Below are 20,512 nucleotides of genomic sequence, written 5' to 3' on the forward strand. Positions count from 1 at the left end.
CCTGACATGAACAGTCCGAAGAGAGGCTCATTGACCTTGCTGGCCGGCGCGATGCTGCTGGCCAGTTCGGCGTGCTTCGCCAATGTGGAGCCGGTCAAGCCGACCACCACGGCCAAGGAATTGCAGCAGGCCAAGACCTACACCGTCAGCAGCGCGCCCACCGCACCGCTGGAACTGGCAAAACCGAAACTGCCGGACACCTCCGGTTACACCAGCGACGCCATCGCCGCGAAAATCGTGCGCACCAAGGCCGGCAAGATCAGCGTGCGCCGGATGATGCAGGAAAACGCCCTGAAGGACTTCATCGGCGGCGATAACAAAATGGCCGAATGGGTGGTGCGTCAGCACGGCATCCCGCAGGCGATTTTCATCGACGACGGCTACATGAACCTCAAGGACCTGGCGAAGAAACTGCCCAAGCAGTACTTCAGCGAAACCTCGCCGGGCGTGTTCCTGGCGAAGTTGCCGATCGTGGTCGGTGAAAAAGGCATCCTCGAAATCGACAAACAGACCCAGGAATTGCGCCTGTCCCAGGAGGCCGGTTCGTTCCTGGTCAACGACGGCCAGCTGTTTGTGCGCGATACCAAAATCACCGGCTGGCGCGAGAAAGACAACGGCCCGGCGACGTTCAAGTCGCCGAAGGAATTCCGTCCGTTCCTGCTCGCCTGGGGCGGTACCCAGACCTACATCGCCAACAGCAAGATGGCCAGTTTCGGCTACGCCAACAGTAAGTCCTATGGCGTGAGTATTTCCCAGTACACGCCGAACATGGCCAAGGTGCTCAAGCGCCCTGAACCGAGCGGCTGGATCATCGATTCCGAATTCTCGGACATGTGGTACGGCTTCTACTGCTACGAAACCCGCGACTTTGTGGTCAAGGGCAACACCTACAAAGACAACATCGTCTACGGCATCGACCCGCATGACCGCTCGCACGGTCTGATCATCGCTGACAACACCGTCTACGGGACCAAGAAGAAGCACGGGATCATCATTTCCCGTGAGGTCAACGACAGCTTCATCTTCAACAACCGCAGCTACGACAACAAGTTGTCGGGCCTGGTGATCGACCGTAACAGCGTCAACAACATCATCGCCTACAACGAGATCTACAAGAACCACACCGACGGCATCACCCTTTACGAGAGTGGCGACAACCTGCTGTGGGCCAACAAGGTCATCAGCAACAAGCGTCACGGCATTCGTATTCGTAACAGCGTGAACATCCGCCTCTACGAAAACCTGGCCATGGCCAACGGACTGACCGGCGTCTACGGCCACATCAAGGACCTGAGCGACACCGACCGCGACATCAAGCTCGATCCGTTCGATGCCCAGGTGTCGCTGATCATCGTTGGCGGCGAACTGGCCGGTAACGGCAGCGGACCGCTGTCTATCGACTCGCCGCTGAGCGTCGAGCTGTATCGCGTGTCCATGCTCGCCCCGACCAAATCCAGCGGCATCAGCTTCAGCGGGATTCTCGGCGAGCGTCAGGATGAAATTCTCGACCTGCTGGTGCGCCAGCAGAAAGCCGTGCTGATCGACCCTGTCGAACGCCAGACCGAAATGCGGGACTGAGGATAATTTTATGCACCCACACTTGATCAAATTACTCAGCCTGTCGGCGTTGACCGTCGGCATTCTCGCGGCCAGCGCCGGCGCCCGTGCCGACGAAGCTGCCGCTAAAGTAAGTCCACCGGCATTCAACGCCGAGCCGTGCTGCAGCCTGTGTCCGGCCGCCCACGACGCGAAGAACTACACCACGCGTTATCAGCAGAACTTCACCACGCTGGTGCAGGCTCAGGGCGACTGGCTGTTCCGTACGCAGGAAGACTTGCGCACCGAATTCGACACCACGCCCGCCGGCTACAAACGCATGAAAGAACTGCACGATGCGTTCAAGAGCAAAGGCGTGGAGCTCGTTGTTGTTTATCAACCCACTCGTGGCCTGGTGAACCGCAACAAGCTCAATCCGGAAGACAAGGCCAAATTCGATTTCGACAAGGCCTTGAGGAACTACAAGACCATGCTCGGCCGTTTCGAGCAGATGGGTTATGTCGTGCCGGACCTGTCGCCGCTGACCAACGAATCGCTGCCCGACACCCTGCCCGCCCACGACTTCTACTTCCGCGGCGACCAGCACTGGACGCCGTATGGCGCCCAGCGCACTGCGAAAATCGTCGGCGAGAAAATCAAGCAACTGCCTGAGTTTGCCGGCATTCCGAAGCGCGAATTCGAGAGCCATAAGTCGGGTCGCATGGGCAAGACCGGAACGTTACACAACATGGCCGGTCAACTCTGTGGCACCAGCTACGCGATCCAGTACATGGATCAGTTCACCACCGAGCCAAAAGGCGAAGCGGCGGATGGCGACCTGTTCAGTGACTCCGGCAATCCCGAGATCACCCTGGTCGGCACCAGCCACAGTGGCAAGAACTACAACTTCGCCGGTTTCCTCGAAGAGGCCATCGGCGCCGATATCCTTAACGTGGCGTTCCCCGGCGGTGGCCTGGAAGGTTCGATGCTGCAGTACCTGGGCAGCGAAGAGTTCCAGACCAAGCCGCCGAAGATTCTGATCTGGGAATTCTCGCCGCTCTATCGCCTTGACCAGGAAACCATCTACCGCCAGATGATGGCGCTGCTGGACAACGGTTGCGAAGGCAAGGATGCACAGATGACCGGCAGTGCAACTTTGAAACCGGGCAAGAACGAATTGATGGTCAACAGCAAGAACCTGAACCTGCAAAACAGCAGTCACCAGGTCGACATCCGTTTCGCCGATCCGTCGGTGAAAACCCTGCAAGCCACCCTCTGGTACATGAACGGTCGCCACGAGGACATCAAGATCGAAAAACCGGAAACCTCCGACACTGACGGGCGTTTCGCCTTTGAGTTGCGCACGGACGAAGACTGGGCCTCGCAGAATCTGCTGGCCGTCGAAGTCCAGGGCCCTGAAGCAGGTGCCGCGCCGCAAAAAGTCGAAGCGAAAATCTGCAAACGCAACGTGTTCCCGAGCGCCGAGCAGCGTACTGCTTCGGTCGGGCAATGAGGCAATCATGCAAACCCGAACTTTGAAAAAGTTACTCGCGCCCTCCCTGCTGACGCTGGCCATGTTCGCCGGCGCCACCCAGGCCGCCGCGCCGCTGCGTCCGCCACAGGGTTACTTCGCGCCGATTGAAAAAGTCAAAACCGGCGACAGCAAAGAAGGCTGTGACGCGATGCCGACGCCGTACACCGGCGCGCTGCAATTTCGCAGCAAATACGAAGGTTCCGACAAGGCCCGTTCGACCCTGAACGAGGCATCGGAAAAAGCCTTCCGCGACACCACCGCCGACATCACCAAGATCGAGCGCGGCACCAGCAAACGCGTGATGCAGTTCATGCGTGACGGTCGCCCGGAACAGCTTGAATGCACGCTGAACTGGTTGACCGCCTGGGCCAAGGCCGATGCGCTGATGTCCAAGGACTTCAACCACACCGGAAAATCGATGCGCAAATGGGCATTGGGCAGCATGGCGTCTTCGTACATCCGCCTGAAGTTCTCCGACTCGCATCCGTTGGCCAACCATCAGCAAGAGTCGCAGTTGATTGAAGCCTGGTTCAGCAAAATGGCCGATCAGGTGGTCAGCGATTGGGACAATCTGCCGCTGGATAAAACCAACAACCATTCGTACTGGGCCGCCTGGTCGGTGATGGCAACGTCCGTCGCCACTAACCGCCGCGACCTGTTCGACTGGGCCGTGAAGGAATACAAGGTCGGCGCCAATCAGGTCGACGCCCAAGGCTTCTTGCCCAACGAACTCAAGCGCCAGCAACGCGCCCTCGCCTATCACAACTACGCCCTGCCGCCGCTGGCGATGATCGCCAGTTTCGCCCAGGTCAACGGTGTGGATTTGCGTCAGGAAAACAATGGCGCATTGAAACGCCTGGGTGATCGAGTACTCGCCGGTGTCAAAGACCCGGAAGAATTCGAGAAGAAGAACGGCAAGGAACAGGACATGTCCGACCTCAAGGTCGACTCGAAATTCGCCTGGCTCGAACCGTTCTGCACGCTCTACACCTGCTCGCCGGATGTGCTTGAGAAGAAGCACGAGATGCAGCCGTTCAAGACCTTCCGCCTCGGGGGTGACCTGACCAAGGTCTACGACCCGGCCAACGAAAAAGGCAAAGGCTCCTAGAACAAACGCAAATCCCCTTGTAGGAGCCGGCTTGCTGGCGATGGCGGTATGACATTCACCATCGATGTTGACTGATCCACCGCCTTCCCCAGCAAGCCGGCTCCTACAAGGGATCGCGGCGGTTTGAATGTAATGCATCTCCCCCGGTTTTTAGTGGGGGGGTTTGGGGGGGCTACGGCCCTTGACTGTTGGTTAAACATGGAGAGACCGGGATGGTATTTTCATCCAACGTGTTCCTGTTCTTGTTCCTGCCGATCTTTCTCGGCATGTACTACTTGAGCGGAATACGCTATCGCAACCTGCTGCTGCTGATCGCCAGCTATGTGTTCTATGCCTGGTGGCGCGTGGACTTCCTCGCACTGTTCGCCGCCGTCACGCTGTGGAACTACTGGATCGGCCTCAAAGTCGGCGCCGCTGGCGTTCGGACCAAACCTGCCCAGCGCTGGCTGCTGCTCGGCGTGGCCGTCGACCTGTGCATTCTCGGCTACTTCAAGTACGCCAACTTCGGCGTCGACAGCATCAACGCGATGATGACCTCGGTCGGTCTGTCGCCGTTCATCCTGACCCACGTGCTGTTGCCGATCGGGATCTCGTTCTACATCTTCGAGTCCATCAGCTACATCATCGACGTCTACCGCGGTGATACGCCGGCGACCCGCAACCTGATCGACTTTGCGGCGTTCGTGGCGATCTTCCCGCACCTGATTGCCGGTCCGGTGTTGCGTTTCCGCGACCTCGCCGACCAGTTCAACAACCGCACCCACACCCTCGACAAGTTCTCCGAAGGTGCCACGCGGTTCATGCAGGGTTTCATCAAGAAAGTCTTCATCGCCGACACCCTCGCGGTGGTGGCCGACCATTGCTTCGCCCTGCAGAACCCGACCACGGGCGACGCCTGGCTCGGCGCTCTCGCCTACACCGCGCAGTTGTACTTCGACTTCTCCGGTTACAGCGACATGGCCATCGGCCTGGGCCTGATGATGGGTTTCCGCTTCATGGAAAACTTCAAACAGCCGTACATCAGTCAGTCGATCACCGAGTTCTGGCGTCGCTGGCACATCAGCCTGTCCACCTGGCTGCGTGACTACCTGTACATCACGCTGGGCGGTAACCGCAAAGGCACGCTGATGACCTATCGCAACCTGTTCCTGACCATGCTGCTCGGTGGTCTGTGGCACGGCGCGAACATCACCTACATCGTGTGGGGCGCCTGGCACGGCATGTGGCTGGCCATTGAAAAAGCGCTGGGCCTGAACACCTCGCCGCGCAGCATCAACCCGATCCGCTGGGCGCTGACATTCCTGCTCGTGGTCATGGGCTGGGTGATCTTCCGCTCGGAAAACCTGCACGTCGCCGGCCGTATGTACGGTGCAATGTTCAGCTTCGGCGAATGGTCGCTGTCGGAACTCAACCAGGCCAGCCTCACCGGTCTGCAAGTGGCAACTCTGGTGGTGGCTTACATGACCCTGGCGTTCTTCGGCATCCGTGACTTCTACAGCAACCTGCCGCCTGAGAAGACCAAGCCTGTTGTGAACGTCGAGGCCGATGGCCCGGCCGCCGCAACCCCAGGAATGATCAAGGCCGTACCGGGCGACAACCCGGCCAGCATCCACGAACCGGGTTACACCGTCGGCGTTGAAGCCACCGTGCAACCGGCGTACTGGACGGCGGACTGGTCGCGCTACGTGATGCGCACGCTGGTCCTGGTGCTGTTCATCGCTTCGATTTTCAAACTCTCGGCGCAAAGCTTCTCGCCGTTCCTTTACTTCCAGTTCTGAGGGATCTGACCATGACCCGCTCATTACGTATCTTCTACATCGCCCTGTTCATGGTGACCCTGCTGGTGCTGGGCCTGTGGTCGACGCGCAGCTTCTTCGGCTTCAGCACCAACGCCGATGCGACGGTGCTCAATGGCCGCTGGGCCAAAGCCGTCGAGACGCACTACGACGACGAGTTCCCGATCAAGCGCCTGGGCACCAACCTCTGGGCCGCGCTGGATTTCAAACTGTTCAACGAAGGTCGTCCGGGTGTCGTGCTCGGTCGCGATCAATGGTTGTACAGCGATGAAGAATTCAACCCGATCGTCAACGAAGAACTGAACCTGCAAGGCAACTACGCGCTGGTCGAAGGCGTGCGCCAGGAACTGAAAGCCAAGGGTGTGAAACTGGTGATGGCGATCGTGCCGGCCAAGACTCGCCTGTACCCGGAACACTTGGGTGACGCGAAGCCTTCGAGCATTCACGCCAACCTCTATGAGGACTTCCACGCCCGAGTGGCGGCCAACAAGATCCTCGCGCCCGACCTGTACGGCCCGCTGCTGAAGGCCAAGCTCGACGGTCAGCAAGTGTTCCTGCGCACCGACACTCACTGGACCCCGGAAGGCGCGCAAATCGCCGCCGAGACCCTGGCCAAGACCATTGCCGAAAAAGCCCCGCTCAGCGGCGAGCCTCAGCGCTTCGTCACCGAGCCGGCAGAGAAAGTGACCCACAAGGGTGACCTGCGCTTGTTCCTGCCGCTCGATCCGCTGTTCGAAAACCTGATGCCGGCGACCGAGCCGTTGCAGAAACGCAACACCGTGGTTGCCGACGATCAGGCTGGCGGTGATGACGCGTTGTTCGCCAACACCGAAGTGCCAGTGGCCCTGATCGGCACCAGCTACAGCGCCAACCCGAACTGGAACTTCGTCGGTGCGCTGAAACAAGCGCTGAACAGCGACGTGGTCAATTACGCCGAAGACGGCCACGGCCCGATTCTGCCGATGCTCAGCTACCTGAAAAGCGATGCTTTCAAGAACAGCCCGCCACAGGTGCTGATCTGGGAGTTTCCTGAACGTTATCTGCCTGTGAACAACGAAATCGGCGACGCCGACCCACAGTGGGTCGCAGAGCTCAAAGAAGCCGGCGCCCGCCAACAAAACGTAGCCGCAAACACTAAATCCGAGACGCCCGACCGGGCGCAAAACTGAAAGAGAGGTACACCATGACTTTCACTACTACTCCTCGCCGTCTCGCCAAGACTTTCGCTTTGGCCGCAACCTTCAGCGTGCTGTCCATGAATGCCTTCGCTGGCGATGCCGCGCTCTACGGCCCGACCGCTCCGAAAGGTTCGAGCTTCGTACGTGTCTACAACGCCGGCAACGCTGAAGTCAGCGCCACCGTCGGCAGCACCAACCTGAACGACGTCGCGCCGCTGTCCAGCACCGACTTCAGCTTCATGCCGGGCGGCGACTACAGCGCCAAGGTCGGCAGCCAGACCCTGCCGGTGAAACTGGCCGGCGATCACTATTACACCCTGGTCAACAACGCCAGCGGCGCGCCGCAACTGATCGAAGAGCCGCCGTTCAAGAACAAGCAGAAATCCCTGGTTCGCGTACAGAACCTGAGCGACAAGGCCCTGACCCTGAAAACCGCTGACGGCAAGACTGAAGTGGTGCCATCCGTGGCCGCCAAGGGTCGCGGCGAGCGTGAAATCAACCCGGTCAAAGTCAGCCTGGCCCTATACGATGGCGCCACGAAAGTGGGCGACGTGAAGCCGGTTGCCCTGGAACGCGGTGAAGCGGCGGTGCTGTACGTCACCGGCAACGGCAGCAGCCTGTCGCCAGTCTGGGTAAAACGCCCGGTTTCGACGCGCTAAACAATTTTCCGGATTGCTGAAGGCTCGCCCGCGGGACCGCTGAAAAAACGCGGTCCCTGTAGGAGCCGGCTCGCTGGCGATGGCGGTCTCAGGCCCGATCGCCAGCAAGCCGGCTTCTACAGAGGACGAAGGCAATTCGGTACGGAATAAGAACAAGAGTGAAACGACAGAACGCAGTAGCTCTGACCCATACGATTTTCGAGGAGTAACAACATGATTCCGGTGATCTTGTCAGGTGGTAGTGGCTCACGTCTTTGGCCGCTTTCCCGTAAGCAGTTCCCTAAACAATTCCTGGCCCTGACCGGCGAGCACACGCTGTTCCAGCAAACCCTGGAACGCCTGGTGTTCGAAGGCATGGACACCCCGATCGTGGTCTGCAACAAGGACCATCGTTTCATCGTCAACGAGCAATTGGCCAACCGCAAGCTGGAAACCCAGCGCATCCTGATGGAACCGTTCGGCCGCAACACCGCGCCGGCCGTGGCCCTGACCGCGATGATGCTGGTCAATGAAGGTCGTGACGAGTTGATGCTGGTGCTGCCGGCCGACCACGTACTGGAAGACCAGAAAGCGCTGCAACGCGCTCTGGCCCTGGCCACCGTTGCCGCCGAAAACGGCGAAATGGTGCTGTTCGGCGTTCCGGCCACCAAACCGGAAACCGGCTACGGCTACATCAAGTCGACCAATGACTCGCTGCTGCCGGAAGGCGTCAGCCGTGTCTCGCACTTCGTCGAAAAACCGGACGTGAAACGCGCCACCGAGTTCGTCCAGTCCGGCGGTTACTTCTGGAACAGCGGCATGTTCCTGTTCCGCGCCAGCCGCTTCCTCGAAGAGCTGAAAAAACACGATCCGGACATCTACGACACCTGCCTGCTGACCCTTGAGCGCAGCGTACAGGACGCCGACACCGTCACCATCGACGAAGCCACCTTCGCCTGCTGCCCGGACAACTCCATCGATTACTCGGTCATGGAAAAAACCCAGCGCGCCTGCGTCGTACCACTCACTGCAGGCTGGAGCGATGTCGGTTGCTGGGCGTCGCTGTGGGAAGTGAACGAAAAAGACGTCAACGGTAACGTCACCAAAGGCGACGTGGTCATTCAGGACAGCAAAAACTGCATGATCCACGGCAACGGCAAACTGGTGTCGGTGATCGGTCTGGAAAACATCGTGGTCGTCGAAACCAAGGACGCCATGATGATCGCGCACAAGGACTCGGTCCAAGGCGTGAAACAGATGGTCAACACCCTCAACGAACAGGGCCGCAGCGAAACCCAGAACCACTGCGAAGTCTATCGTCCGTGGGGCTCCTACGACTCGGTGGACATGGGCGGGCGCTTCCAGGTCAAGCACATCTCGGTCAAACCGGGCGCGTGCCTGTCCCTGCAAATGCACCACCACCGCGCCGAACACTGGATCGTGGTCAGCGGCACCGCGGAAGTGACCTGCGACGAGAATGTGTTCCTGCTGTGCGAGAACCAGTCGACCTACATTCCGATCGCTTCGGTTCACCGTTTGCGCAACCCGGGCAAGATTCCACTCGAGATCATCGAAGTGCAATCGGGTAGTTACTTGGGTGAGGACGATATCGAGCGGTTTGAAGATATCTATGGTCGGTCTACGCCGATCGAGCGTGGGGTTTCGGTGAAGACCATCGCGCAGTAAGCGTTCAGTAAAACGAAAAGCCCCCGTCCAGCCCGCTGCGTTCCCTATCCGCAGTGGGTTAGGCGGGGGCTTTTTCCTGCTGGCGATTCAGGGATAAAGCAGCCTGCCTCTTGGCTCGTGCTAAAGCGAACATATTTCTCGATGCTGATGGCTTCTCAGCGTTAATGACTTCATAAGGGCCAGTCGGGATGACCGCCACGATAAAATCGGTGTAGCCTCCCGTCACTTCCTTTGTTACAGCCGTGGCTTTCAAACCCACTTCATCCATCAACCTTTGTGTCGCCTTGCCATTAGGTGTTTCAGAAAAAAAGACCTTGAACAATTCCTCGCTACCGCTTTCAAGTCCAGCTGTTTTGGTGAGCGTTGTTTCATTCAATACTTTAGATCGCCTGATAACGCTTGGAAGATAGTTAAGGTCCGCTACAAGACGTATCTGCCCCCTGCTTACATCATTCAAAAAAACGCCGCCAGAGTCAGAATACTTATAATTACTCTTAAACTCCCACTCACTCTTCGTAAATATATTAAAAAATTTACTGGGCTTCTCCAGCATCGACTGTTTCGGCGTAGTAACAATAGATCCTATTCTTTCATTTATTTTATGATCGAAATTATCTTGGACCTGAATTGCCCTTCCTTGCGATGCAGTATCGGCCAGCAATAAACGGCTCTCCAGGTAGTCAACCCGGTAGTAGAGCGGCTGGCCTCCTACGGGAGTTATCGCTTGTTGCGTCGAAACGGGCGCTGCTGACTTATCTGTAGGTTTCTCATCAATAGAGATGGGAGCCAAACCTTGTTCGTCACGAAACCCAAGTGGACAATTTCTGACCATACGGTAGAGATTCAATCCGTCAACGGGGCCCGCAGGGTCGACGTTTAGCCACCGCTGCAACCAAGACACGTAATACCTGAACCCATAGTAATAAAGCCCCGTCGCATCCTGCTCCTTGCCCGAGTACCGCACCGTTTTGTAACTGACCTGCACCGCCATACCGTTTGACCAGGCCGTACCGCCAAACGGGTAATACCGTTCCTGAGTGATGAGGCGGGCGTCCTGATCCAGCTCCAGCGTGCTCGAGCCCAGATGATCCGTCAGGCTGTAACGCTGCTGGTTGTTGGTGATCTCATTCGGCTTTTCCGCCTCCCAGTGCAACACCCGCACGCTGCCGCGTCCGGTCGTCACGTCGATGACGTGCAGCACTTCGCCGGTGCCGCTGTGGGTACGGATTTCCACACCGGGCAAGTAACGGGTTTCAATGACCACCGTTTGCGCATTGGTTTGCAGCGAGCGGACCTTGCGCACGCGCATGCCGTCAGCGCCGTAGTCGTAGCATTCGCAATCGTCAGGACCAGCGTCGCGCTTGACCGGCCGGACTTCGCGCAGTTGATTGCGCAGATCCCAGCTCAGCGTTTGTCCGGGTTGCAGGCTCAGCAGGTTGCCGTTGGCATCGAAGCCGATGCGGAAATCGTCTTCGCCCGGCTCGAGGCCATCGCGCACCGGCAGGCAGCGGTTGCTGTGGGCTTCGGCGACCAGGCGATGGCCGTGGTTTTGCGGGCCGACGTGGGTCAGTTCAAGCAGGTTGTTGCCGGCGTCGTAACGGTAGGTTTGACGGTAGTTGCCGGGGGTGGCGGGATCTGCCGTCATCGCCGACGACGGACCGTGGTTGACCGATCCGGCCTCCCATCCCGTCGCTTCGATCAGCCGATAGAGCGTGTCGTACCAGTAATGGCTGACCGGTTCGATGCGCTGATTGGCGAAATAGCGGATCGGCAGGGCGGCGTCTTCGATGCTCAGCACATTGCCGACCGGGTCGTAGGCATAACGCAGATCCTGCAACGGCTCGTTCTGACCGAGCCGGGAGACCAGTCGTTGCAAGCGCCCGTCCTCTGCGGTGTATTTGAGGATGGTGATCACGCCATTGCCGGCGACTTCCCTTTCAACCTGGCCGTGGGCGTTGCAGGCGATGGCGCTGACCATCGGCAGCCATTCCAGCGTGTTGTTCAAGCGCAAATCCACGGCGCGCAACTGGCCGCCCACGGTCTGGCTGAAACGTTGTTCGTTGCCTTGGGCATCGGTTCGGGACAGCAGATCGTTCAACGGATTGAATCGTGAGTGCGTGGCGAAACCGGGAGACGGCTCCTTGGCAAAACGCCGCTCCTGCTCGAGTATCCCGCCGCTCAATCCGTAGTCATTGCACAGCACAGCCCCGGCCGGGTCCTCGTGACAGATCAATCGGCCGCATTGGTTGTGATCAACGAACGCCTGATCGTTGGCCGCGTAATTCAAACGTTCCGCGCAAACCGCTTCGCCGTCCGCTGCTTGCTCGAACAGCGCCGTCAATCGCAGCTGATTATCGTAGTGCATCCAGTGCTGCGACCCCCGTCCATCCCAGGATTGCACCGATTGACCCGCCTCACCGAACAGGCTCACGCGCAAGCCTGCATCGACACTGAGGTTGTACAAAACAGTGCCGCTCAGGCCATGTGCAGTGCTCAGGTTGGCCAGCGCCGAATCCTCCAGAAACATGCGCGGATCCCACTGCGCGACCGACCTTCCCGCCTGGTCATGGGTCGTGCGTTCGACATGAGCCTCCGCCATGTCGCCAGGACCGGCACGGTAATGATCCACTGAGCGAACGGCCAGCCCACGAGGATCGATGGCAATCAGCTTTGGAGTATGGCGGTGCATGGCCGCTACCTGGATATCCATGAAAATTCGTCTCGAAGAATGACGATCAACTAATGCTTAAAACCCATACTCGACTTCTGTAATAACTTTCATAACGGAGGACTATTCAGGATGAACGCAGCACCTCAACTTTTCAACCATCGGCTAAACACACCCCTTATACGACGAGTGACACTATCATTAATCGCTGGCAGCAAAACCTCCCCCGAAAAAATATTTTTTATATCTTTAGCGCTCGGATCATTTGCCGGCTTAAGCCCCACCACAATTAAACTTCCGTACTGAGCCGACTCAATATGGCGCACGTCTTTTACTTTAAACACGGCATTAGGCTTAATCAAAACATGATCAGTCAGCATACCTGCGGAAGCGACTTTCTTCGTCGTACTTTTGTCGAAAATAAATATTACCCTTTCATTTTTTTCATTGTTGCTGCCTCCATCAACCCAAGTTTCAAGCCAATCTATCGCATGATGAGGTATCGCGCTGGTCGACATATAAGCCATATCCATTACTGCATCACTCTTATTTATGAGCTTCCCATAAACTCCAGGAGGTGTCCGTGTAGCGCGATAAACTTCTCCTTCGTATTCGGATAGATTTTCGACCTCTTGCTTAAGCTCTTCCATTAGGCTTGACAGCTCAGGATCTCCAGAAGTTTGACCTGAACGAAGCTCGTTATTAATCTGAGCATAAACTCCACTCCCGCCCTCAACATATTCTTCTAATGCGGAAGTGTTTTGATCAAAGCTTGCCAAGTGCTCAAGAACACCACCATATTTATCACGTTCATCATCAAGCATCACTCGCAGACGCCCATTGTTATCTCGATTAAAAACTTCAACTAACTTATCTACAGAGGAGGACATGGACTGAGCAGAACGACTCCACGGCCAACTTACTAATCCCTCCCTATCATAACGAGCAACTGGGCTATTACTTACAAACACGTAAAGGTTCAAGCTTTCTATATCTTTCGCCGGATCCGGACTCAACCACCGCTGCAACCACGCCACGTAATACCGAAACCCATAATAATAAAGCCCTGTCGCATCCCGCTCTTTCCCCGAATACCTCACCGTTTTACGACTCGCCTCAACTTCCCCCCTCCCGGCAAACCAAGCCGTAGTCCCAAACGGGTGATACCGCTCCTGGCTGATCACTTCTCCTTCACTGTCGAGCTCCAGGGTGCAAGACCCCAAATGATCATTCAGACAGTACCGGTACTGATCATTGGCGCTGTCCTTCGGCGGCACCGTTTCCCAGTGCAACACCCGCACACTGCTGCGCCCGGCCTGGACGCTGATCACATGGAGCACTTCACCCGTGCCGCTGTGCGTACGAATTTCCAGGCTCGGTAAATAACGCACTTCAGCCATCACCGTTCGAGCATTGGTTTGCATCGAACGCACTTTGCGCACGCGCATGCCGTCGGCACCGTAGAGGTAACGTTCACTGTCGGAGGCCGCAGAATCGCGTGCTACCGGCCGCACCTCGCTCAACTGATTGAGCAAGTTCCAGAACAACGTTTGTCCTGGCTGCAGTTTCAGCAGGTTGCCGTTGCTGTCGAAGCCCGCGCGAAAATCCTCCTCACCCGGCTCCACGCCCTCGATCACCGGCAGACAGCGGTTGCTGAACGGCGCGGCGACCAAGCGGTGTCCATGGTTTTGCGGCCCTTTGTGGCTGAGTTCCAACAGGTTGCCGCCACGATCATAACGATAGGTCTGACAGTAATTGCCCCGTGGCGCGGGATCGTCGAAGACAGAAAACTGTGGGCCTTTATTTGTGCCGCCGACCTCCCAGCCCGTCGCGCGGATCAACTGATCAAGGGAGTCGTAGTCGTATCGGTTGACCGGTTCGATGCGCTGATTGGCGAAGTAACGAACGGGTACGGCAGCGTCTTCGATGCGCAGCACATTGCCCGCCGGGTCGTATTCATAAGAGGAATCTTGCAGCACGTGACTGCCGCGTTTGGCGTGCAGACGGATCAGACAACCATCTGCCGGGGCGTACTCGACCATGGTGATCACGCCGTTGCCCGCCACTTCCCGCTCGGTCTGGCCATGGGCGTTGTACTGGATGGCGCTGACCAGTGTTTTCTGCGTTGTGTCATTCCGCAGCTGCAGTCGAACCTCGCGCAACTGACCGGCGACGGTGTGGTTAAAGAACTGACGGTTGCCTTGGGCGTCGGTCTGTTCAACAGACTCGCCCAGCGCATTCAAACGTGAATGGGTGGTTGCGCCGGGGCCCGGCTCCAGCCATTCATTGCATTCAGCTGCAGATTCAGGCCAGTCGGGGGACTCCAGTGCGCGCAGAAAATGCCGAGTCTGCTCAAGCAGCCCGCCCATCAATCCAAACGCCTCGAACAGTTGTGTACCTGCCGGATCGTCATGCCGGATCAGTTGACCGCATTGGTTGTGATCAACGAACGCCTGATCGTTGGCCGCGTAATTCAAACGTTCCGCGCAAACCGCTTCGCCGTCCGCTGCTTGCTCGAACAGCGCCGTCAATCGCAGCTGATTATCGTAGTGCATCCAGTGCTGCGAACCCCGACCATCCCAGCTGTGAACCGGTTGACCCGCTTCACCGAACAGACTCACATGCAGCCCGGCATCGACACTGAGGGTGCACAAGGCAGTGCCCGAGAGGCCATGAATCGTCACCAGATTGGCCGGCGCCGAGGCATTCAGGAACAACCGCGGATCCCACTGCGCAATCGCCCGCCCCGCAGGGTCATGAACCGTGCGATTGACCCGCGCATCGACGCCTTCCTCCTCCACGGCACGGTAATAATCCACCGAGCGCACAGCCAACCCCCGCGGTTCAACGACCGCTACTTTTGGGGTGTTGCGGTGTATGAAAACCAAGTGAGGCTGCATCAGGTGTCTTCATGTCGATTTGCACCAGCTAATGCTGAAACCTCATGCATGGCTACTGTCACAAATTACAGGCTCGACAAACGGTCGCCCTCACCACGCCCATCGCCAAGCACACCCGCCCTTAGGTAGGATGAGCCTCTCTCCTGCGAGGTTGTGCGACATGTTTATCGGCGTCCTGTTGGTCATCACCTGGCTGATCCTGTTGCTGCGTTACCCGGCCAAGGCCTTGCCCGTCTCGGTAGCGGCCGCCATTGGATTGGGCGTGGTAGCCACTTGGGTGATCTGGATGGACAACCGCGAAGTCAAGCAACTGGCACGTCTTGAGTTGCGCATCACTTACGCGCCGGAGCAGTGTCCAGCGGATCGCCCGTTGCTATTGAAGATGAACAATGGCAACGATGTGCCGCTGACCGAGCTGCGTTGGCGCATCGCCGCCTACGCGCCGGGTGATACGGTCAACCTCGCCGACAACCAATACACCGCGCCGCGTTATCGCGGCCCCGGCGAATTGCAGGCAGGGGCAAATTGGGAAGACTGTTTGCCCATGCCGCCACTGCGTCCCGGCTATCGCCCGCAAACCCTGGAGTTTCGCGCCGAGCGTTTGCAGGGTAGTTTCTCCGACTGAGCCCTTTTCTCTCTTCTGCACAAGGACCGCGCCATGCCCGTTGCGTTGATTACCGGTTGTTCCAGCGGCATTGGCCGCGCCCTGGCCGACACGTTCAAAACAGCCGGCTACGAAGTCTGGGCCAGCGCCCGCAAGGCTGAAGACGTGGCGGTCCTGGCGGCAGCCGGTTTTACCGCCGTGCAACTGGACGTCAACGATGGCGCGGCACTCGAACAGTTGAGCGAACAGATCAATCAACGGCATGGTGGCCTCGATGTACTGATCAACAACGCCGGTTATGGGGCGATGGGCCCGCTACTGGACGGTGGCGTACCGGCCATGCAACGGCAGTTCGAAACCAATGTGTTTGCCATCGTCGGCGTGACGCGCGCGCTGTTTCCGGTGTTGCGCCGGGCCAAAGGGATCGTGGTGAATATCGGCAGTGTGTCCGGCGTGTTGGTCACGCCGTTCGCGGGTGCCTACTGCGCGTCGAAAGCCGCCGTGCACGCCTTGAGCGATGCGTTGCGCATGGAACTGGCGCCGTTTGGCGTGCGGGTGATGGAGGTGCAGCCGGGCGCCATCGCCTCCAGTTTTGCCAAGAATGCCGGGGCTGAGGCTGAGCAATTGATCAGCGAGCAGTCGCCGTGGTTTCCACTGCGAGAAGGCATTCGGGCGCGAGCCAAGGCGTCTCAGGACAATCCGACGCCGGCCAGTGAATTTGCCGCCGGTTTGCTCAAGGCCGTGCAGCAGAGCAAGCCACCACGGCTGGTTCGCTTGGGCAATGGCAGCCGGGCGTTGCCGTTGATGGCGGGGCTGTTGCCCAAAGGGTTGCTGGAGTCGGGGTTGATGAAACGGTTCGGGTTGCGTGGGCAGCTCTGAGACCGAGTCGCCCGCTTCGCGAGCAAGCCCGCTCCCACATTTGAAATGTATTCCAAATGTGGGAGCGGGCTTGCTCGCGAAGAGGCCCATCCAGGCGCTACAAAATGTCAGGAATCGAACATGACCGACTACACAGAGTACTTCGACGAAGTCATCCAGGCGCACGTCGCCATCGAACAGTGGCTGGCCGAAGAAAGGGACGCGTCCGAACTCGAACACCTGCTGACGCGCTTTTCGCCGCAGTTTTCAATGGTCTCGCCGTTGGGCCGGGTGCTGGATTTTGCGGCGTTGAACGAACTGTTCACGTTGGCGGGTGGCAAGAAACTCGGGTTCCGGATCGAGCTGAGCGAATTGTGTGGCCTCGCATTACATGATGGTGGCGCCACTGTGAGTTACCGCGAGCAGCAGACGGATGCGACCGGCCTGCACTCCGATCGTCGCTCGACTGTGGTGTTCGAGAAGGTGGAAGGCAAAATTCTTTGGCGGCATTTGCATGAGACTTTCTGCAAGGCGTGAGCTGTCAGGCCGAGTCGGCCCCATCTCCAGCAAGCCGGCTCCTACAGGTCATGCGTCGAACCCGAGAATCGTGCACGACGCATATTTGTAGGCGCCGGCTTGCTGGCGATACAGACGCCTCGGTCCAACGGTTACACCCCACTATCCTGCTTCACCACCACCGTGCACGTGATCCCCGCCGCCAGCAGCACGCCCTCCGGCACTTCATCAATGTGAATCCGCACCGGCACGCGCTGTGCCAGGCGCACCCAGTTGAAGGTCGGGTTCACATCGGCGATCAGCTCACGACTTTCCGGATTGTCACGGTCATAGATGCCCCGCGAGATGCTTTCCACGTGCCCCTTGAGCACTTCGCCGCTCATCAGTTGCATGTCGGCCTTGTCACCGACGCGCACGTGGGGCAGCTTGGTTTCTTCGAAGAAGCCGTAGACCCAGAACGAGTTCATATCGACCACGGCCATTTTCGCTTCGCCGATGCGTGCGTAGTCGCCACGATGGACGTTGAGGTTGGTCACATAACCGTCCACCGCCGCCCGCACTTCGGTGCGTTTGAGGTTGAGTTCGGCCGCTTCCAGTTGCGCTTGCGCGTGCTGGTAATCGGCGAGGGCCGAGTCGGCGATGTTGCTGGCGTCGTCACGGTTTTCCTTGGAGATCACCAAGGCATCCATGTCGGCGCGGCGATGGGCGTTGACCTTGCGCATCTCCCACGTCGCCTTGCGTGAAGCCACCATTGCCTGCGCCTGTTTGACCGCGATGCGGTAGTGCTCGGGGTCGATGCGCATCAGCAAATCGCCCTTCTTCACCTGTTGGTTGTCGCGCACCGGCACGTCCACCACTTCACCGGTGACGTCGGCGGCGACGTTGATGATGTCGGCACGCACACGGCCATCGCGGGTCCACGGCGTGTTCATGTAATGCACCCACAGGGTCCGGCCGATCCATAGCGCGAGGGCCAGCACCAGCAGGGTGGCGAGCAGGCTGAAAAGCTTTTTCATCAGAGCCTTCTTCAGTGATAGAGAGTCAGTGGTAGACCGTCAGCGCCAGGGCGCCGAACAGACAGGTAAACAGGCTCAGGCGCAGCAGCGCCGGGTGCCAGAAGAAGCGGTACAGGTCGAACCCGGACAGGAACCGGTCCAGCGCCCAGGCCAGTGCTGCGGCGATGAAAAACATCAGCGTCATGGTCGGCATGTACACGCCGTGGAAGGCGATTTCACGAGGCATGTTCAAGTCCTTGAGACGGGGCGTTCACGTAAGCGGCGAGCGGCGATTGCGGGTCGAGCAACGAGGTGCGGATGAAGTGCAGGTAACTCTTGACCCGACGCAACGCCGAAGTATCGAAGTGCGGGGCGAAGGGTTCGTCGGTGGCTTGCACGCGGCTGATCGCGTGATCGACCGCAATCAGTCCGCGTTCCAGATTGCTCTGGCTCGGTTGCAGAAACAGCCGCACCAGCGAGCGGCCCATCACCCGGATCGCCTGGCGCCACGGCTGCGATTCGGCATACGCCGGGTGCACCGGCAGAATCGCCTGTTCCTTGCGCAGCTCGATGATCGCGTGACCGACTTCCAGCACCACGAACATCCAGCGCAGCAAGTCCCGTTGCACCTGCGGCTGGCCGGCCGCGAGACCATAGGCCTGATGCAGCAGGTCACGCGTACGGCTTTCGAAACTGGAGGCCAGTCCTTTGAGTTTGCCGCTGATCGCGTAGACCACTTGCCCGCGCAAATCCTGCTCCAGCCGACGCCACAACCAGCGACTGTTGGGTGGCAGGATGATCGCCCCCGCCGCCGCACACACCAGCATGCCGAGCACCATGGCGATGTAGTCGTTGATGAAGGTGTAAGGGTTGTACACGGTGAGGTTGTCCGGCACCGAACCGGTGCTGAAGAAAATCAGCAAGCCGAGGCCGACACCGGCGTATTGCGGGCGCGAAGTCAGGAAGGAACCGAGCACGATCACTGGCGCAAGCATCACGCACAGCAGTGGAAAACCGTCGATCCACGGGAAGATGAAAAACATCTCGACGAAGCCGATCAGGGCGCCGAGGAACGTGCCGCAGGCCATCTGAAATGCCATGCGTTTTGGATTGGGCGTCGCGGCGGACAACCCGACAGTCGCCGCTGCAATCAGGGTCATGGTCGCCCCGCTCGGCCACGCCGTTGCGACCCAATAGCTGCCGAGCACGACCAATATGAATGCCGCGCGAATCCCCGAAGCGGCGGATGCCATCCAGTTGGTTTGCGGGGTGAACGGCTCGTCCCATTGCTCTCGTTCATGGCGGTGATCGGCCAGGGACGCGTGGGTCTGTGCATAACTGTGCAGGTCATCGACGAAGCGGTAGAGCAGCTCGTACGCGGTGTGAAAATCCAGCAGCTCGGCGTCGCTCGGGCTGGTCTCCTGAAAGACCGCCCGCAGACTGCGAACTCGCGCCGGCAAGTTGTGCTTGTAGGTCGTCAACGCGGTCGTCAGACGTGCTGCGTCGGGGCTGGTCAGGGCACGGCCGCTGAAGCCGTCGAGCACTTCGGCGAGGTCCTGCAACCCCGGTTTGATTGCCGCGACCACGTGATCGGCATCGCTGCTGCGCAAGCGCTCAAGCAATTGGTGCAAGGCGTTGAAGCGTGTGGTGATGCCCATGAATTCGCTGTTCAGGCGACTGAGCCGACCGTTGCGCCGACGCATGTGCGGGTCTTCGAACACGGTGACGCTGCGCAGCCCTTCCAGGCCGACCGCCTCGGCGATGAAGCGCACATTGCTCGCTTCGAACGTGTCCTGTTTGCTGCGACCGCGCAAACCATCGGTGACGAACAACGCGAACACGCCGAAGCGCTGATACAAGGCGTTGCGCATGGCCGCACTGGCGGTTTGCGGCAGAATCGCGGCGCTGACCACCGTGGCGCAGAGAATCCCCAGGGAGATTTCCAGCACCCGCCACACCGCCGCCATGAAGGCGCCTTCCGGATGCGCCAACGCTGGTAGCCCGACCATCGCCGCCGTATAACCGGCCAGTACAAAACCATACGCACGGAAGTTGCGATAACGCGCGGCACCCGCCGAACAGATGCCGACCCAGATCGCCAGCGAACCGAGAAACAGTTCGGTGTTTTGCGCGAACAAGGCAATCAGCGCGACCATCACGGCCGACCCGGTCAAGGTGCCGAGAAAACGGTAGAAGCTTTTGGCGAACACCTGCCCGCTTTGCGGCTGCATGACGATGAACACCGTGATCATCGCCGTGCGCGGCTGCGGCAATTCCAGGCGCATCGCCAGCCACAGGGTCAGGAATGCGGCGAACAATACTTTGAAAATGTAGACCCAGGTCACGCCGTCGCTGCGTGCCCATTCAAAGAAACCCCGGCGCCATTCGAGGGAATACAGCCAGCGCAGAGGTGCGGGCAAGGGAGTCATGGAATCCTGCTCATCGGTGAAAAATGGTGCGGCCAGAACTCGGCCTCTGTGGGAGCGGGCTTGCTC

The 20,512-nt window shown here is 58.8% G+C and carries 15 protein-coding genes; 10 read left to right on the forward strand and 5 right to left on the reverse strand.

Features of this window, described 5'->3' with window-relative positions:
- Positions 1 to 6: 6 nt before the first annotated feature.
- The 7 genes from algG (at position 7) to FBY04_RS05960 (ending at position 9,476) form a co-directional block, all read left to right on the forward strand.
- Positions 7 to 1,578: a mannuronan 5-epimerase AlgG gene (gene algG, locus FBY04_RS05930; RefSeq protein ID WP_084320710.1), complete on the forward strand. Its 1,572-nt coding sequence runs from the start codon at positions 7 to 9 to the stop codon at positions 1,576 to 1,578.
- Between the two features lie 10 nt (positions 1,579 to 1,588).
- Entirely contained in the window at positions 1,589 to 3,049 is a 1,461-nt protein-coding gene (locus FBY04_RS05935; RefSeq protein WP_084320709.1) for an alginate O-acetyltransferase, read from the forward strand.
- A gap of 7 nt (positions 3,050 to 3,056) precedes the next feature.
- Positions 3,057 to 4,178, forward strand: a complete 1,122-nt coding sequence (locus FBY04_RS05940; RefSeq protein ID WP_084320708.1) for a mannuronate-specific alginate lyase — start codon at positions 3,057 to 3,059, stop codon at positions 4,176 to 4,178.
- A 212-nt stretch (positions 4,179 to 4,390) separates the two neighbouring features.
- Entirely contained in the window at positions 4,391 to 5,956 is a 1,566-nt protein-coding gene (locus tag FBY04_RS05945; RefSeq protein ID WP_017336625.1) for an MBOAT family protein, read from the forward strand.
- An 11-nt stretch (positions 5,957 to 5,967) separates the two neighbouring features.
- Positions 5,968 to 7,143, forward strand: a complete 1,176-nt coding sequence (locus FBY04_RS05950) for an alginate O-acetyltransferase (RefSeq protein WP_084318185.1) — start codon at positions 5,968 to 5,970, stop codon at positions 7,141 to 7,143.
- Positions 7,144 to 7,157: 14 nt separating this feature from the next.
- Positions 7,158 to 7,811, forward strand: coding sequence for an alginate O-acetyltransferase AlgF (locus FBY04_RS05955; RefSeq protein ID WP_084318184.1), 654 nt, complete (start codon positions 7,158 to 7,160; stop codon positions 7,809 to 7,811).
- 213 nt (positions 7,812 to 8,024) lie between these two features.
- Positions 8,025 to 9,476 (forward strand): mannose-1-phosphate guanylyltransferase/mannose-6-phosphate isomerase, encoded by a 1,452-nt coding sequence (locus FBY04_RS05960; RefSeq protein WP_084318183.1) that lies wholly within the window; start codon positions 8,025 to 8,027, stop codon positions 9,474 to 9,476.
- A gap of 58 nt (positions 9,477 to 9,534) precedes the next feature.
- Here FBY04_RS05960 and FBY04_RS05965 read toward each other — a convergent pair whose 3' ends face one another.
- A complete protein-coding gene (locus tag FBY04_RS05965; protein WP_256666770.1) occupies positions 9,535 to 12,186 on the reverse strand; it encodes an RHS repeat domain-containing protein in 2,652 nt (883 codons plus the stop codon).
- 104 nt (positions 12,187 to 12,290) lie between these two features.
- Positions 12,291 to 15,044, reverse strand: coding sequence for an RHS repeat-associated core domain-containing protein (locus FBY04_RS05970; RefSeq protein ID WP_145314772.1), 2,754 nt, complete (start codon positions 15,042 to 15,044; stop codon positions 12,291 to 12,293).
- A gap of 160 nt (positions 15,045 to 15,204) precedes the next feature.
- Here FBY04_RS05970 and FBY04_RS05975 point away from each other — a divergent pair, with 160 nt between their 5' ends.
- From FBY04_RS05975 to FBY04_RS05985, 3 genes are all read left to right on the forward strand, one after another.
- Positions 15,205 to 15,669: a multidrug transporter gene (locus FBY04_RS05975; RefSeq protein ID WP_084318179.1), complete on the forward strand. Its 465-nt coding sequence runs from the start codon at positions 15,205 to 15,207 to the stop codon at positions 15,667 to 15,669.
- A gap of 33 nt (positions 15,670 to 15,702) precedes the next feature.
- Positions 15,703 to 16,527 (forward strand): SDR family oxidoreductase, encoded by an 825-nt coding sequence (locus FBY04_RS05980; protein WP_084318178.1) that lies wholly within the window; start codon positions 15,703 to 15,705, stop codon positions 16,525 to 16,527.
- A 120-nt stretch (positions 16,528 to 16,647) separates the two neighbouring features.
- Positions 16,648 to 17,043, forward strand: coding sequence for a DUF4440 domain-containing protein (locus tag FBY04_RS05985; protein ID WP_145314773.1), 396 nt, complete (start codon positions 16,648 to 16,650; stop codon positions 17,041 to 17,043).
- Positions 17,044 to 17,174: 131 nt separating this feature from the next.
- Here the strand turns inward: FBY04_RS05985 and FBY04_RS05990 are convergent, their stop codons facing one another.
- From FBY04_RS05990 to FBY04_RS06000, 3 genes are read right to left on the reverse strand one after another with little or no spacing between them, the layout of a single operon-like run.
- Entirely contained in the window at positions 17,175 to 18,038 is an 864-nt protein-coding gene (locus FBY04_RS05990) for an HlyD family secretion protein (RefSeq protein ID WP_145314774.1), read from the reverse strand.
- Between the two features lie 25 nt (positions 18,039 to 18,063).
- A complete protein-coding gene (locus FBY04_RS05995; protein WP_008153498.1) occupies positions 18,064 to 18,264 on the reverse strand; it encodes a DUF1656 domain-containing protein in 201 nt (66 codons plus the stop codon).
- Positions 18,254 to 20,446 carry an FUSC family protein gene (locus tag FBY04_RS06000; RefSeq protein ID WP_145314775.1) on the reverse strand — a complete coding sequence of 731 codons (2,193 nt, stop codon included), beginning with the start codon at positions 20,444 to 20,446 and terminating at the stop codon, positions 18,254 to 18,256. The genes FBY04_RS05995 and FBY04_RS06000 overlap by 11 nt, the downstream gene beginning before the upstream one ends.
- Between the last annotated feature and the right edge of the window lie 66 nt (positions 20,447 to 20,512).

The organism is Pseudomonas sp. SJZ080 (assembly GCF_007828295.1).
Lineage (GTDB): Bacteria > Pseudomonadota > Gammaproteobacteria > Pseudomonadales > Pseudomonadaceae > Aquipseudomonas > Aquipseudomonas migulae_A.